The organism is Methylotuvimicrobium buryatense 5G, from assembly GCF_000341735.1.
Classification (GTDB): domain Bacteria; phylum Pseudomonadota; class Gammaproteobacteria; order Methylococcales; family Methylomonadaceae; genus Methylotuvimicrobium; species Methylotuvimicrobium buryatense.
Genome location: NZ_KB455575.1, coordinates 364,800 through 379,966 on the forward strand (window position 1 = coordinate 364,800; position 15,167 = coordinate 379,966).

The following is a 15,167-nucleotide window of genomic DNA, read 5'->3' on the forward strand; positions in this document are numbered from 1 at the left end:
CGCTTAGATTTTAAAAAACCGTTCTAAGTATCGAGCCGGAAATCACGCATCTCGTAAATTTAGCTTGCTGACTCGATGAAAGCAATTAGGGTAACCAAACCATTAGGTTAGCAATTAATCGCTCAATAATAATTATAAATTTTGGAGGGGTAAACATGTTAGTCCGTATGCTTTATATCAGTTCGGCGACTAGTTCGATGAGTGATGAGGATATGTTGAACATGCTTGAGAAGTGCCGAATAAATAATGCTGCTCGCAATATTACCGGCATGTTGTTGTACTGCCAGGATACCTTCGTTCAAGTTTTGGAAGGCGAAGATAAGGATGTAGACGCGCTTTACAACTGTATTAAAAAAGATCCGCGTCATAGCGGGGTCAACATCCTTGAACGTAAAGTTGTTGATAAAAGACAGTTTCCCGATTGGAGCATGGGATTTAAAAAAATTACCGATGCGGACTTATCGAATGTGGAAGGACTTAATTCATTTTTTGAGCATGATGCCGGGTCGGATTATTTCATACACGAGCAAAACATCGTTTCGCTGCTAATGCAGCATTTTAGAAAAAAATATCAAGCTCAAATGGCTCACGCCGAATTGCCCACGGAAGATGTGAATCCTCTGATTGGAAGTTTGCATAAAACAATCATTAAAGCCGTCAATGTTTTAGCCGTTTTAATGGTAGCGGTGATCCTATTCGGGGTTTGGGATGTCGTTGTCGTTATTTTCGATAAATTATTTACTCCGCCTTATCTAATGCTGACAGTCAGCGATATCTTGGCAACTTTCGGATCGTTCATGATGGTTTTGATTGCCATCGAAATTTTTATCAATATTACGCTGTACCTACGTACCGATGTCATTCCGATAAGGTTAGTACTTGCAACCGCAGTTATGGCGGTTGCTCGGAAAATTATCATCTTCGATTATAAAGCGATCGATCCGCAGTATGTCTATGCATCAGGCGTTGTTTTACTGGCTTTAGGCGTTACTTATTGGATTGTTGGAAAGTATCACTCGGAAGAAGATAAAACGATTTAGGTTTTGGTCGTAAATAATCCCCTACTTGGAAGGGTTCGGTTGCTCGGTTGGCAGGTGTCGGCGGCAGGGAAAGCCGCCGTCTGGCTCAAGATTGTCGTTCCTCCTCGGTCCCACCGCTCCAGCGTGGGAATGCATGCCGATTTTGTATCGGTAGCTAAGGTATGGGTTCCCACAGAGGACCGCTCGTCGTTATGCACACGTATATGTATACCTATCTAGCAAAAAGCAGCGACCGAGCGTTAGATTGCCGTGTCATCCGGAAAGGCTATTGGTGTTTGAGCGTTAGCGGCTTCGATAATCGCGACGAAGGCGTCGCTTCCACAGTGCTTGTAACTTTTTGATAGGGGAGGTGAGTTTAAACTTTCCACCCCTACCGTGCATGGGGTTCTCCCGCGCACGGCTCTCCAGTCGGTGGTTTCCTCATCGGGATAAACTGGTGAGTAAGGTGATCCAAATGGCAATAAATCGTCTTGTTCAGCTTGAATTTATCCTTGAGTTTTAGACTTGCCGGGAAATACGGTATTTTCAGAACAAGGTTAAGATAAACAACTCCTCGAAATGCACGGCCTGGAAATTGACAATTAAAGAAAGAGAAAATGGAGTAATGTGTAGGAGACGCTACGGGCGATCACGAAGAACCGATTGCAGACTGATGAACACCTCGTAAAATGTCATTTATTTTAAACTACCGTATTTTGGTTTAGAACGATCATTCGCTTTTAACTCACCTTGAGAGAATCTGTATTTTATGAATAAAAAATGCTTAATACTGGCTTTTAGTTCCGTGCTTTTATCGGCTTGTGTGACCGATCCTTACTCCGGACAATCTCGGATGAGCAAGACCGCGATGGGAACCGGCATTGGCGCGGCGGTAGGCGCCGGCGCCGGTACGCTATTCGGCGGTAATGACTGGAAAAATGCAGGTCTGGGGGCATTGGCCGGAGGCGCGGTCGGTGCTGCGGTCGGTCTGTATATGGATAATCAAGAACAAGAGATGCGCGAATCCTTGCAGGGTACCGGCATCGAAATACAAAGAAGTTCGGAAAATACACTCAACCTGACGATGCCGAGCAGCATTACGTTCGGCTTCGACTCCGCGCAATTGACGCCCCAGGCGATGTCCGCGCTGGATTCCGTTGCTAATGTTTTGAATCATTATCCTGAATCCAACATCACTGTTACCGGACATACCGACGATATAGGCAGCGAAAATTATAATTTAAAGCTGTCCGATCAACGGGCCGGCGGTGTTTCGAATTATTTGGTTCAGCGCGGAGTCAATTATGCTCGGATCACACAGCAAGGGATGGGGAAATCGATGCCGAAAGTCCCCAATACTAGCGAAGAGAATCGAGCTCAAAACCGGCGTGTCGAATTGGCCATCGTCGCTACTCAAAGCTCTGCACCTCAAGGAGCTAATCCTCAGCAGCAACCTCAAGGGGGTATGCAGCAACAGAATTATCCTCAGCAACCACAGGGAGGTTACCCGCAACAGGGCTATCCTCAACAATATCCGCAACAACCCGGTTATCCGCAGCAGCAATATAATTATCCACGATGAATTCTTGGTCGATTCATAGGATACAAGATAGAAACGAGTTATAGACTTCGCGTGTCGAATAGGTCGTGACGCTCCGGCGTCACGCGTCTTTCGGGTTTTCGCAGGGAGTGGATGCGAAGCCAAAAAAATCACTTAATTTCATATCAAGTTATTCGTGGAAAATTTGTTCAATCGCATCTATTCGACAAGTTCGTTGAACTATTGCAAACTGAGCAAAAAAGCGTCGCAATGGGTGATTTATGAAGAAATTATCTGAAATATTCGGCAGATTGTTTGCCGGGTTGGAAACCTTTTTGATTCAATTTCCGAAAACGGTCATCGTATTGCTGTTGATCGCTTGCGGATTCAGTTTGCACTACGCCGTCCACAATCTGGGCATAAATACCGACACGACCGAAATATTGTCGAAAGAGTTGCCGTTTTTACAGGATCGGACCCGTTTTCTGGAAACCTTTCCGCAGGACGAAGAGGCTATTCTCGTCGTGGTCGATGCCGAGACGCCGGAAAGGGCCGCGCAGGCGGTTGCGTACTTGGGAGGGCGTTTTAGGCGGGAAACCGAAGGAGTCGAGTCGGTTTATGCACCGGGAGAGGGTGCGTTTTTCGACCATCATGGCTTGCTTTATCTAGATCTCGAAACGCTCAATGAATTGGCGGCGAATTTGATCGAAGCGCAACCCTTTATCGGTGCCTTATCGAGCGATAACACGCTGAAAAGCTTCTTGGAGATTATAGGACTGGCCTTGATCGCCGAGGACCGCGGGTTGCCGGTCGATTTGAATCCCTTATTGGAAAATGCCGGTCATGTGACCGAGGCATTGCTCGATGACCGCGATATCCGTCTGTCATGGCAACAATTGATGTTGAGCGATGAGCAGGACTTATTGAGCACGAAACGCTTCATTTTGTTGAAGCCCGTGCTCGATTACAGTGAGTTGATTCCGAGTGAAAAAGCCTTGCAGAGCGTTCGAGCGATTGTCGAGGAAGCGAAATCTGCGCTTCCCGATGTGTCGATACGCTTGACCGGCGAGGTTGTATTGGAACATGACGAATTGGAAAGCGTTCAGCGCAGTGCGCAAATCGCTTCGTTTTTTTCGATGATTCTGGTGTGTACGGCCTTGTTTATCGGCTTACGCTCGGTGAAATTGGTGTTGATTACCTTTACCGTGCTGTTGATGGGTTTGGTGTTGACCGCAGGATTCGCCACCTTGGCGGTCGGACACTTGAATCTGATTTCGGTATCGTTCGCGGTGCTTTATATCGGTATCGGCGCCGATTATACGATACAGCTCAGTTTGCGTTATCAAGAGTTTTTGCAACTACACGTTCCGCAACAACAAGCGCTGATTCAAGCCGTGCGAAAAGTCGGACCGTCGATCATGCTTTGCGCCGTGACGACCGCAGTCGGTTTTTTTTCTTTCGTTCCGACCGCCTACACCGGGGTTTCCGAGCTCGGCGTGATTGCCGGCGGAGGTATGTTTATTGCTTTAGTCGTGTCGGTAACGGTATTGCCGGCATTGTTACAGCTGTTTCCGCTCAAGCCTGGCGTTAATCTGTCTCAAAGCACCTTTCCGGATTGGGTTTACGAGATTCCGATGCGGCATCATATGCGGATTAAATGGATGGCGCTCGCTTTAACGCTCGCCGGTTTAGGCTTATTGACGCAAGTGCGATTCGATTTCAATCCCTTGAACTTGCGCGATCCGAAAAGCGAATCCGTGGCGACTTTTTTGGAGTTGCTTGAAACCAAACAGACCTCGCCGATGACCTTGACGATACTGGCGGACAATGAATTGGAAGCGCTCGACAAGGCGCGGCAATTGAGCCGCTTGCCATCGGTCGAATCGGCTCTGACGATCTTCGATTTCGTTCCGGAGGATCAAGACATCAAGCTCGATACGATTCACGAGCTGGCCTTGCTGATGGGTTTTCGTTTCGCTACGTTTCCGCCGTTGCAACAAGACAGTGTCGACAATCATTTGACGGCGTTGACGCAATTTAAAAATCGAATCGAACAGCATTTACAGGATCATCCCGATAGCGAGTTGATTGGCAATTTATTGAGGCTACGCCACGCTTTGGAGAGTTTTTTGCTTCAATTGCAATCGAAATCCTTGCCCGAACAAGAAAGCATGTTGAACCGCTTGCAAAGCAATCTGCTGGGCACCTTGCCGGATACGATGAATCTGCTATTGCAAGTCCTCGATGCCGATATCGTGACGCTTGATAACTTGCCGAAGGATTTATCCGAACGTTGGCTCAGCAAGGACGGCATTTTCCGTATTCAAGTCTTTCCGAGTAAAAACCTTGGCGACCACGAAAATCTGAAGCAATTCGTTGCCGAAGTGAGGGGAATTGCGCCGAATGCCACCGATTTGCCGGTGATTTATATCGAGTCGGGTAATGCGGTAGTCAAGGCCTTTCAACAAGCCTTGGTCGGCGCGCTTGTTGCTATTACGTTCGTTTTGTTGCTGGTCAATCGCAGTATTAAAGATACATTTCTAATTTTGTTGCCGTTGTTGATGACCGCGATATTGACTGCCGCCTCGACAGTCGTGATGGATAACCCTTTTAATTTCGCGAATATCATCGTGATTCCGTTGTTGTTCGGGCTTGGCGTCGACAGCGGTATTTACATCATGAACCGGTTGCGAAGTATGCCGGACGAACAGCGGAGTGTCTTGCAAACCAGTACGGCACGGGGCGTTATTTTCAGCAGTCTGACGACCTTGTGTAGTTTAGTCAGCATGGCATTTACGCCGCATCTGGGCTTGGCCAGTATGGGTTTGCTGCTATCGATCGGTTTGCTATTGATGATTGTCTGTACGACCTTGGTCTTGCCGGCTTGTGCTCATAAGAGAGCGAATTGAAGCGTTAAATGGACAGGGGTCGAGGTCAATTTTTTGTGGACGGGTTTACAAAACCCGTCCGGCGGTGATGTATTTTTTGTGCTCAAGATTGTTGGTCTATACCTTGTTCCCGGACTTGAGAACAAGGCAAATGAGCGTCTTGGTTTTTCCGGCTATTGCAAAATACTAAATGACGCATCCAATAACACGGGGCGTTCGATTTGCTTGCTGATGTAATCGCGAAGCGCGGCGACATCTTCCGATACCAACGGGTCGGAACTGTGCAGCTTCACCGACAAGCGCACTTTTTTGCCAATCGACACAACCTCGACATCGTCGACTTCTATCGTTTTATCGTTCACCTTATAGGTTTTCGCATTGATTGCGTTGGTAATGCGGCTGTGGACCGCGGTGTTGACGAAAGAATGATAGAGCGGCACGCTGACTAAGAATAATAGCAACAGCGATAAACCGAGTCCCCGGTTGACTCGAAATATCGTCGAATAACCTAAAAATAGAAAGGTAATTGCGGCGGCGAGCGCAATGCCGGCAAAGTTGGTCAAAAATAACAAGCCGGTGCCGCTAATGATATTCCAGTCCCACCAGGCAATGCCGATGCCCATCGAACACAGCGGTGGTACTAAAGCGACCGCGATAGCGACACCCGGCAGCGTTCTGAGCAGGGTCGCCTTGGCATGCGTATAGGCGGCAGCGCTGCCCGAGATGATCGCAACGCCTAAATCCAGCAGGCTTGGTTGCGAGCGGGCACGGATTTCGGGGGTTAATTGTTCGTAAGGAATCAGTAGCGCGGTAATGATCGACACGAACAGACCCAAGGCGATGCCGATGCCGAACACCGTCATGCCGCTTCTGAGTAATTTGCTGTCGTTGCGTAAAATGCCCATCGATAGCGACACGATCGGACCCATAAGCGGCGCCAACACCATCGCGCCGACGACGACCGGGCTACTGTTAAGATACAGGCCGAAGGTTGCCAGCATGCTGCTCAAGATCATTAGGCTAATATAAGGCCCGGATAGCTTGGCGTTGTCGCGTAGCATCAAAAACAACTCCTTGAAATCGGACTCGATCGCGGTCGAGAAGAAAGGCATTCTCTTTTTTAAGCGGTTAACATGCTCTGCGCTATGTCTGAGCGGTTTAATTTTGGCCGTGTCCTTCGCGTCGTCATGAATGACTTTATGCACGGCTTTGTAGCGTTCGCCGACGTTGATCGCAATGCCTTGAGGAATGGTTTTCAACGAGATACGTTCGGCTTTGCGCTGCCGGCTGTCGATCGCATACGAAAAGCTATTGGGGCTGGATAATTCCAACGTGGCGCTCTTGATATAACCGACCGCTTTCGGTAAATGACTGACCGCGCGAAGCTTGCAATAAATCGCGATCATCAAGAAATTGAGAAACTCCATGACCGATGAAGGCGCCAAAAAAATTGCCGATAATTTGCCGTCTTGTGATGATATAGATTCGTTGATGAGATTCGCGGCGAGCGTTTCGATATCGTTTTCAATGACCAACACACCGGTGACGGCGGTCTCGATATGCTGGCCTTTTTCGGTCGTGACCGTCAATTCGAAGGGTTTGAGTTTGGATAGATTGGGAATACTGGCAATAAATTCGTTTACTTGCTCCCGTAACGGTTTTTTTTCATAAGTATGCTGGCGCATCGTGATGAAAGGCGCTTCACCGATCAAAACCGTCCAGATGACCGCTTCGTCGTTACACAGCAATAAATCCACAGGATATGCTAAGGCAGGGTCTAACGCACGCGGAACCGCATCCTCGATTTGTTCGGCAATGTTGAACAATCGGCAAATAATCGACTTATCCTTGGCCGGCAATAAGCCGACACTGAATTGATAGCGATGGGCTTCGCGTAATAATTGGGACAGTTCGCTGTTGGTCAAGAGACTCACGACATGTGTTCGGCCTCCCAGGAAGGCTGCAGGATCGTTCATAAACTCGTCGAGCAATACCGGTTCCAATTCTCCGCCGTAATGAATTGCGGCTTCCAAGGCGCTGCGGAGCCGAACCGAGTTTTCGGGCTGCTGATGAATCAATAAGGTTTTTTCCGTTGGCGTCATGATACCTCCCCAATTGTTATTATGAGTGTCCGGTTGATTCTAACATGTAGAAAATAAATGGCAGCCAATTCGTTTTTCCGTTGCGCGGAGAGCTGTCTAAGAGAAAAGAGTCCTAGCTAACCCTTCAAATTAATGGATGTCTTTATTCTTCGGAAGTGCCGGCACTACGGCAAAAATAATACCAAGGTTTTTTAAACCGGCCTTGGCTCTGATAGTCATATCGGTGATAAATTGAAACTGCTGGTAGGGTTCGATCGGATAAGCCCTGATACGGTAATGCGTGCCCCAGGGCTGATCCTTGACGACCACGGCAATGGGTATCTCGAAATTCAAATAAGGGCTGGTCAATGCGACATCGTGCAGTAATTGTTTCACCCGAGCCCCGTCATGATCCGGGTGCAGATAAAAATTGGCCACGCATTGCAGAGCCGGCGTCCCGTTATTGGCATTCAGAATCGGTTCGGTCCATAGTTTGATGTGCGGAATATAAGCGGCGGTATCGTCCGGCGTGACGATTTGTACGGCGCGCATACCGATATGCTTGACTTCGCCGTATATGCCGTTAATTTCAATCCAGTCGCCGTTATGATAGGGTCTTTCGCCGACCGCGACGATGCCGGCTATCAGGCTACTGACAAAGTCTTTGAAGGCAAAGCCTAAGGCAATGCCGAGCGTTCCCAGTAACGGTATCAAATTCTGCAGCGAAGGCTCGATGATGCGAGGGACGATCAAAATAAACGCTGTCAAGATCAAAATTAACCGTAATAGAGGTATCATCGCTAATATGAACAGCCGGGAGGCGCCATGAAGACGGTTGGCAGTCCATGTAAACAATTTTTGTATCGCTTGAATGAGCAGAAGAGCGCCGAAAATAATTAAAAGCACCTCCAGGAAGTTTCCTAAGTGGGGCTCGATGAAAATGTCTGAAAGCTTGTCTTTACCCATGACCGTCCTTTAGAAATCGTCCAATAGAAAGTTTTGCGCGTTTAAATATTGCCGGCTGGCAAGATAGCCCATTGGCGTAATTTGCCAGTCTTCATGATGCAGACCGACGACACCTAAGGACGTCAAGCGCAATAATAAGTCCATGATTTGATAGTCGGAAAAGGGCAAAACTTCAGCTAAAGCGGAAACCGGCAAACCGTTGTGAATCAGTAAGGCATGCAGGATCAGTGCAATATTTTCATCATTCGCGTCCGGTATGATAGCGCCTTCGGTGAATTGACCGACCCAAATCGTAAGTTCTGATGTCGATTTTTCAAGTGATTCTTTGTTCGGTTCATCTCTCAAGCTTTCGCGCCAAAATTGTCTAGCGATTTCGGCATTGCCCTGGCAGCGCATAGCCAATTGCTCCAAGTCTTTGCTAGCGCCATTATTTTCTTCTTGCGAGTCGGGTAAGACGGCTTTTCCGGTTTTGGCGTTGAGAAATATCGGCTGTTTGTTGTGTGCGGAATCCGCTAATTGCGAGAATAGGATTGAGAGTCGTTCGCCGTCGAAAGCTCGAAGCGTCAATGCATTGCTGCTCGGAATGAAACAAACTCGGCGTAGGTAAGCCCAAGACCAGCTATCGCAACCGATAAGGCCGGTTCCTAAATCGCCGTTCAACGCCAGCGCTAAAAAACGTCGTATCAGTGCCAATCCTTCGGCGTGGCGCAAAAAACATTTGTCCAAATTCGGCAAGACCCAACAGGTCTGTGAATCGGGCCAGTGATTTAGCCAAGATTGGTCGTTGTCGAGTATCTGTTCTTGTTTGGGTTTTGCAATCAGTCGAGCACTATGCCGGCCGGTCCAGCGGGCAAGAATTTCGCCATTGCCCATAAAGGGATGGCCCACGATGAATTTAACCGGACTATCGTTTGGTTGGTTTTGTATCCAATCATCCAGTGCGCAATCGAGAGCATCGACGGCCGCATGCCAATCAATCTCGGGAACCAACTCGTCCAAGCGTGCCCTTGAAAAAGTCTGTAATGCCTCTTCGGATTTTATTTGCTCCGATGAATGGTCGGTATTGGTAAAAAGGCGCTTGAACATTCGCCATTTTTGCCGCGCAACATCCGCACTTAACACAATGGGACACTCAAAATCGCTAATCGGTATGTATTCCCATAATGCAATCGCTTCGGGCTTTTCAGCTTTTTCGCTTGGTTGGCTATTCATGATAGGCAAGGCCCGTTCCTCTTATTGCTTTATGAATGGGATAGTGCAGCTGTTCGAAGTATAACGAAATTAAAATAAGTTTGACCGGTTCTGGCGAAAATTCATTCTAAGCCTCGTCAGCATAAACCTAAAAGAGCATGAGTGCCTCAAACTACCGTTCGCCCTGAGCCCTTCGGCTACGCTCAGGAGAGCCATGTCGAAGGGTGAAGGGTAGTTTGAGGCTTCACCCTGCTGGTGAAAGTGTTGTAGACCGTACATGCTTCGACTTGGCTCAGCACGAACGGTCTACAACACATGCCTACTGCTCTTTTTAGGATAAAGGCTTACCCCAAGATAGAAAATACCGGATACTAATTTTAAGCACAAGCAAAGCGCTATTAGATTGCTTCCGGTGTGGGAGTTCAGTATATTGCACGAAGGTTCCCGTGAATCGTTTTACAGGAACCATTAGCTGAAAAATCTCTTTTAGTTCACTACTCAATACGACAACAGTGGGAGTAAGATCATGAGCGAAAAAGATGCGTATGTAGAAAAAATGAAAGCCAAACTCGACGAATGGAATGCCGAGATTGACAAGCTACAGGCCAAGGCGAAGCAGGCCGAAGCCGATGCTGAGATTCAATACAAGCAAGAAATTAGCGATTTAAAAGAGAAGCGTGATGAAGCTTCGGCAAAACTCGAGGAGCTCAAAGCAGCCGGAGAGGGTGCCTGGCAAGACCTCAAAGGCGGTTTGGATAGCGCGTGGGATTCGATGAGTCAATCGTTCAAATCGGCTGCTTCAAAATTCAAATAAGAATTTCAAACTCATAAAAAAGCCTCAATTACAATCAACCCGGCCGGGCTAGAATTTGAAAACTTAAATTCAGCCCGGCCCACTTCAAGACTTTCTTCCTTGTTTTAGTATCATCTCGACTACCTAAATTTTCATAGCACGCTTGTCGTTTATTGGCGATTGCTTGCCAGGTGGTTTAACATTCATGGAATTGTAGAGGCGATTGAATATTTAAACCGAAAGCAAGAAGGCCAAAGCGCGTGGAAAATATTTTCCGAAACGAAAACTGTTGGCGAATTGAAAAAGCGCATCGGGCCGCTTTTGTCATAGACGGCGAAAATTATTTCCGGGCTTTGTATGAAGCATTTCAGAACGCTCGCCGGTCGATCATGATCGTCGGTTGGGATGTGCATAGCCAATTGCGCTTGATTCGAAACGGCGAAACCGCCGAATGCCCTGAAGAGCTTGGAAAACTGCTCGATTTTTTGGCTAAACGGAATCCGGGTCTGCAAATTTATGTGCTGAGTTGGGATTTTGCGATGATCTATGCGATGGAGCGCGAGTTTTTTCCCCGCTACAAATTGCTATGGAGTACCCGCAAGCAAGTCCGTTTTTGTCTGGACGGGGAACATCCGGTTGGCGCGTCCCAGCATATGAAAATGGTCGTCATCGACGACGCGGTCGCCTTTGCGGGCGGTTTGGACTTGAGCAAATGGCGTTGGGATACTTCGGAGCATTTACCGGACGATAAACGCCGGATCGATCCCGACGGCGAAGCCTATCCGCCGTTTCACGACATACAGATGATTGTCGACGGCCCGGCGGCGCAAGCACTCGGCGAATTGGCCGGCGAACGCTGGCGAAGAGCTTACGGAGAAGCGCCGTTGATCGACGAACGGATCGAGATCGTCGATCCCTGGCCGGAAAGCGTTACAGCGGACTTCAACGATGTTGACGTCGCGATCGCGCGCACCTGGCCCGCATATCGCGATTACGGCGAAGTGCGCGAGGTCGAACGGCTCTATCTGGATACGATTGCCGCGGCGCGGAAATTCATCTATATCGAAAACCAGTATTTGAGTTCCTTTCGAATCGGCGAGGCATTGACGGCGCGTTTACAAGAAACGGACGGGCCTGAAGTGATCATCGTGCAGCCGAAAAAAACCGGCGGTTGGCTCGAACAGCATACGATGGATGTGTTGCGGGGGCGGATCTTGTTCAAATTACGCGAGGCCGACCGCCATCGGCGCCTGCATGTGTATTATCCGAGAATTTCCGTCGATCCGGAGGTGGATTTGATGGTGCATGCAAAGGCGATGGTGATCGACGATTGTTTTGTTCGCGTCGGTTCATCGAACCTGAGTAATCGCTCGCTCGGTTTCGATTCGGAATGCGATTTGGCGATCGCGGCGGAGGAAGGCTCTCCGGAATCGAAAGCGATATCGGCGTTTCGTAATGGTTTGCTGGCCGAACATCTCGGCACGGAAATCGAGCAGGTAGCGAAAGCGTATAGTGAAACAGGAACACTGGCCGGCGCGATCGAATCGTTGAGCAAGGGCGAGCGTCGGCTCTTGGCGTTAGACGGCAAAATTCCCGATGAAGTCGATCAATGGGTGCCCGAATCCGAATTATTGGACCCTGAGCAGCCGTTAGAGCCGGACGAGTTGTTCGAATATCTTGTCGACCCGAAACAACAACTCCCCGTTTTCAGGCATATGTTGAAAAACGTGTTGTTGATCGCTATTTTTCTGGTGGTTGCGGCATTATGGCGCTGGGCCGACTTGGGCGAATATTCGGTTTTCGACACAATCGAAGCTGCCTCTTTGTGGTTGCAACAACAGCACTACACATTTCTTTTGCTTCCGTTTCTTTACATCGCGGGCGGTTTGTGTTTTTTTCCGGTTACAGTGCTGCTGATAGCCACGGTGCTTTTATTCGGGCCCTGGCAAGGCTTTTTGTATGCGTTGATCGGCGCCGAATTGAGCGCGGTGAGCATGTTCTTGATCGGACGAAGGCTCGGGCGCGATAAAGTGAGCCGATTGAGCGGCGATTTATTGAACAGTCTGACTCGGAAATTCTCCGAATCCGGGCTGAAATCGGTCATATTCTTTCGTATTTTCCCGGTGGCTTCGTTTTCAATCGTCAATTTGATCGCCGGCGTTTCCAAAATACGCCTATACGACTTTGCGCTCGGAACGATGATCGGTTTGCTGCCTGCCTTATCCGTTTTGGTCATTGTGGCTTACGGCATTACCGTGGCGATACGCGATTCGGGATCGAGTTATTTCGTCGGATTAATGATTGCAATCGCTTTATCCGGTGTTGCTTTGTCCTTTTTTCTGGGGCGTCTGCGAAAAAAATACGGAAAAGGGGCGAGCGGCGGAAGCGGGAGCATATGAAGCTAAGAGTCGCGACTTACAACATTCACAGTTGCATCGGCCGGGACGGTGCCAGAAATACGACCCGTATCGCTCAAGTGTTGAAAGAAATCGATGCGGACTTGATCGCATTGCAGGAAGTGGAGACATTGATCGCTCATCCCGAAAGCGTGCTGGCGGAACTCGAACAAGCCGCGGTGGCGAACGCGATCAGCGGGTTCACTTATTTGGCGAAGCATGGACATTTCGGTAACGTGTTGCTGTCTCGCATTCCTGTTCGCGCAGTGAAGCATATCGATATCAGCGTGCCCGGTAGAGAACCGCGCGGCTTGATCGATGCGAAGCTGACGCTCGACAATAAGAACCTGACGATACTGGCGACTCACCTGGGTTTATCCCCGGGAGAACGGCGACGGCAAGTTCGAGGCGTGTTGTCGACATTGGCAAGCAGCACCGCCGATGTCAATATCGTGCTGGGCGACTTTAACGAATGGTTGTTATGGGGACGTTCGATGCGCTGGTTGAAGCGCCGCTTCGACAATATGCCGGCATTGGCGACATTTCCGGCTCATCGTCCGCTACTGAGTCTGGATAGAATTTGGGTCGATCCGGCGGAACGCATGATTTCAATTAAAGTTCATGAATCGGAACTAAGCGCAGTCGCTTCCGATCATTTACCATTGATAGCCGAGATTGAACTCTAAATTCCCGGCAATTTTGGGTTTGATAAGTTCTGAGCCTGAGTGATATGAATTTCGGGCCGACTTACATCGCTGACGGACTAAAACAATGAAACATAAGACTGAGCTAGGGTCGAAAGGTAAATAAAATGAAAACATTAATGAAACAGATGCTCGTAACTATCGTTTGGCTACTCTGCTTTCTATCCGAAATTCATATCGCTCAAGCTCAGGATTTATCGAAATTATTGACCGGCAATGATGCTAATGAAAGTGCTCCTGCACCGGGTCAAGTCATTACGGTAACGCACTTGAAACAAAATGATAAAAAAATAGAAAAACGTTTGCTGCAGATTTTCTCAGAGCTGGATAATTTAAAGGACATAAAAGTATCCGTTAGTAATGGTGTTGTAATCTTAGAAGGAGAAATTATTTCAAAAGCAGCGGAAACAAGAGCTATTCAATTTGCCCAACAAATCGAAAGCGTTGTCGAAGTTGAGAACCGGTTAGTTATTGATCAAAGTATCACAAAACGTTTTCCGGAGACGATCAATAAAATATCGACGTTCGGCAAGCAGTTGATCGCCGGACTTCCCTTGATTCTAATGGCGTCTCTAATTTTTTTAGTATTTTGGGCATTGGGCGGTTGGCTTTCTCAACGCACAGCACTTTTTCGTCGTATTAGCGTTAACAATTTCATTGCCGAATTATTGGGAAAGATCACCCACTTTGTTTTTATACTAATAGGCATTGTCCTAGCGCTAAACCTATTGGATTCTGTCGCATTATTGACCACAATTCTCGGTGCGGCCGGTATTTTCGGTTTGGCCGTTGGTTTTGCTATACGAGATACAGTCGAAAATTTTATCGTAAGTATCTTGTTGAGCATTCGAAATCCTTTTGAAATCAATGATTTTATTGATATTGAAGGCCGGCAAGGCAATGTCGCTCGTCTGACGTCACGAGCTACTATATTAATTTCACCGGATGGCAATCATATCCGTATTCCGAACTCCACGGTATTCAAAGCCACGATAACCAACTTTACACGAAACCCTGTGAGACAATTCCAATTCGATATCGGTGTAGGTACCGCCCACGATTTGTCAAGAGCTCAGGCTGTAGCGTTGGCCATGCTCAAAACGATACCCGGTATTTTACAGGAGCCAAAACCTTTAGCCATTATTCATGAGTTAGTTGGTTCCAATGTAGTGATGCGTATTTTCGCTTGGGTAAACCAAACACAACATGATTTTTTAAAAGTGCGTAGCGAGGCGATTAAATCCGTGAAGCAGGTTTTCGACGAATCATTAATCACGATGCCGAATCCGATTTACGATCTTAGAATGACTCATAACCAAGAATCGTCCCAGGAAACAAATCAACAGCAAGTTGAGACAGCTTTAAAAACAGACCTTCAAAACATCGACAATCAAACTGAGGAAGTCCATGATATGACAGTCGACCGCACTGTCGAAAATCAGATTTCAAAGGAAAATATAGAAGGTAAAGTTGAAAATCTTTTGGATCCGAATACACCTTCAGAGTAATAAATCTGAAAAGAGCAGTGTAACTATTCGGCCACTCCCTTCTTTTGTCGGCAATGATTTGTCGTTTGCATAGGGGAGTGA

Annotated in this window: 10 protein-coding genes; 7 read left to right on the top strand and 3 right to left on the bottom strand. The window is 47.8% G+C overall.

The genetic code is table 11. The features are described from left to right. Positions 1 to 155: 155 nt before the first annotated feature. The 3 genes from METBU_RS25680 (at position 156) to METBU_RS0101735 (ending at position 5,468) form a co-directional block, all read left to right on the top strand. The gene (locus METBU_RS25680; protein ID WP_017838976.1) at positions 156 to 1,040 is read left to right on the top strand and encodes a phosphate-starvation-inducible PsiE family protein; all 885 of its coding nucleotides are present in this window, start codon (positions 156 to 158) and stop codon (positions 1,038 to 1,040) included. Between the two features lie 748 nt (positions 1,041 to 1,788). Continuing rightward, positions 1,789 to 2,601 (top strand): OmpA family protein, encoded by an 813-nt coding sequence (locus METBU_RS0101725; RefSeq protein WP_026129972.1) that lies wholly within the window; start codon positions 1,789 to 1,791, stop codon positions 2,599 to 2,601. Between the two features lie 239 nt (positions 2,602 to 2,840). Then, positions 2,841 to 5,468: an MMPL family transporter gene (locus METBU_RS0101735; protein WP_017838979.1), complete on the top strand. Its 2,628-nt coding sequence runs from the start codon at positions 2,841 to 2,843 to the stop codon at positions 5,466 to 5,468. A 152-nt stretch (positions 5,469 to 5,620) separates the two neighbouring features. On the opposite strand, the gene METBU_RS0101740 is transcribed toward METBU_RS0101735, so the two are convergent. The 3 genes from METBU_RS0101740 to METBU_RS0101750 all read right to left on the bottom strand — a co-directional run bounded on the left by METBU_RS0101740 (position 5,621) and on the right by METBU_RS0101750 (position 9,706). After that, a complete protein-coding gene (locus METBU_RS0101740) occupies positions 5,621 to 7,549 on the bottom strand; it encodes a DUF389 domain-containing protein (RefSeq protein WP_017838980.1) in 1,929 nt (642 codons plus the stop codon). Between the two features lie 129 nt (positions 7,550 to 7,678). Further along, entirely contained in the window at positions 7,679 to 8,434 is a 756-nt protein-coding gene (locus METBU_RS0101745) for a mechanosensitive ion channel family protein (protein ID WP_208976555.1), read from the bottom strand. A gap of 69 nt (positions 8,435 to 8,503) precedes the next feature. Beyond that, entirely contained in the window at positions 8,504 to 9,706 is a 1,203-nt protein-coding gene (locus METBU_RS0101750; RefSeq protein WP_017838982.1) for a hypothetical protein, read from the bottom strand. A 505-nt stretch (positions 9,707 to 10,211) separates the two neighbouring features. Between METBU_RS0101750 and METBU_RS0101755 the strand changes: the two genes are divergently transcribed. The 4 genes from METBU_RS0101755 to METBU_RS0101770 all read left to right on the top strand — a co-directional run bounded on the left by METBU_RS0101755 (position 10,212) and on the right by METBU_RS0101770 (position 15,086). Further along, positions 10,212 to 10,499, top strand: coding sequence for a sll1863 family stress response protein (locus METBU_RS0101755; protein ID WP_017838983.1), 288 nt, complete (start codon positions 10,212 to 10,214; stop codon positions 10,497 to 10,499). A gap of 239 nt (positions 10,500 to 10,738) precedes the next feature. After that, a complete protein-coding gene (locus tag METBU_RS23075) occupies positions 10,739 to 12,877 on the top strand; it encodes a VTT domain-containing protein (RefSeq protein WP_017838984.1) in 2,139 nt (712 codons plus the stop codon). After that, on the top strand, positions 12,874 to 13,560 hold the full coding sequence (locus METBU_RS0101765; protein WP_017838985.1) for an endonuclease/exonuclease/phosphatase family protein: 687 nt from the start codon (positions 12,874 to 12,876) through the stop codon (positions 13,558 to 13,560). Before METBU_RS23075 ends, METBU_RS0101765 begins: the two co-directional genes overlap by 4 nt. Before the next feature lie 125 nt (positions 13,561 to 13,685). After that, on the top strand, positions 13,686 to 15,086 hold the full coding sequence (locus METBU_RS0101770) for a mechanosensitive ion channel domain-containing protein (protein WP_017838986.1): 1,401 nt from the start codon (positions 13,686 to 13,688) through the stop codon (positions 15,084 to 15,086). Positions 15,087 to 15,167: the final 81 nt, after the last annotated feature.

What these genes read in the sequence shown, in the direction of transcription:
- METBU_RS25680 (WP_017838976.1), top strand. Translation starts at nt 156, where the DNA reads ATGTTAGTCCGTATGCTTTATATCAGTTCGGCGACTAGTTCGATGAGT.
- METBU_RS0101725 (WP_026129972.1), top strand. Translation starts at nt 1,789, where the DNA reads ATGAATAAAAAATGCTTAATACTGGCTTTTAGTTCCGTGCTTTTATCG.
- METBU_RS0101735 (WP_017838979.1), top strand. Translation starts at nt 2,841, where the DNA reads ATGAAGAAATTATCTGAAATATTCGGCAGATTGTTTGCCGGGTTGGAA.
- METBU_RS0101740 (WP_017838980.1), bottom strand. Translation starts at nt 7,549, where the DNA reads ATGACGCCAACGGAAAAAACCTTATTGATTCATCAGCAGCCCGAAAAC.
- METBU_RS0101750 (WP_017838982.1), bottom strand. Translation starts at nt 9,706, where the DNA reads ATGAATAGCCAACCAAGCGAAAAAGCTGAAAAGCCCGAAGCGATTGCA.
- METBU_RS0101755 (WP_017838983.1), top strand. Translation starts at nt 10,212, where the DNA reads ATGAGCGAAAAAGATGCGTATGTAGAAAAAATGAAAGCCAAACTCGAC.
- METBU_RS0101765 (WP_017838985.1), top strand. Translation starts at nt 12,874, where the DNA reads ATGAAGCTAAGAGTCGCGACTTACAACATTCACAGTTGCATCGGCCGG.
- METBU_RS0101770 (WP_017838986.1), top strand. Translation starts at nt 13,686, where the DNA reads ATGAAAACATTAATGAAACAGATGCTCGTAACTATCGTTTGGCTACTC.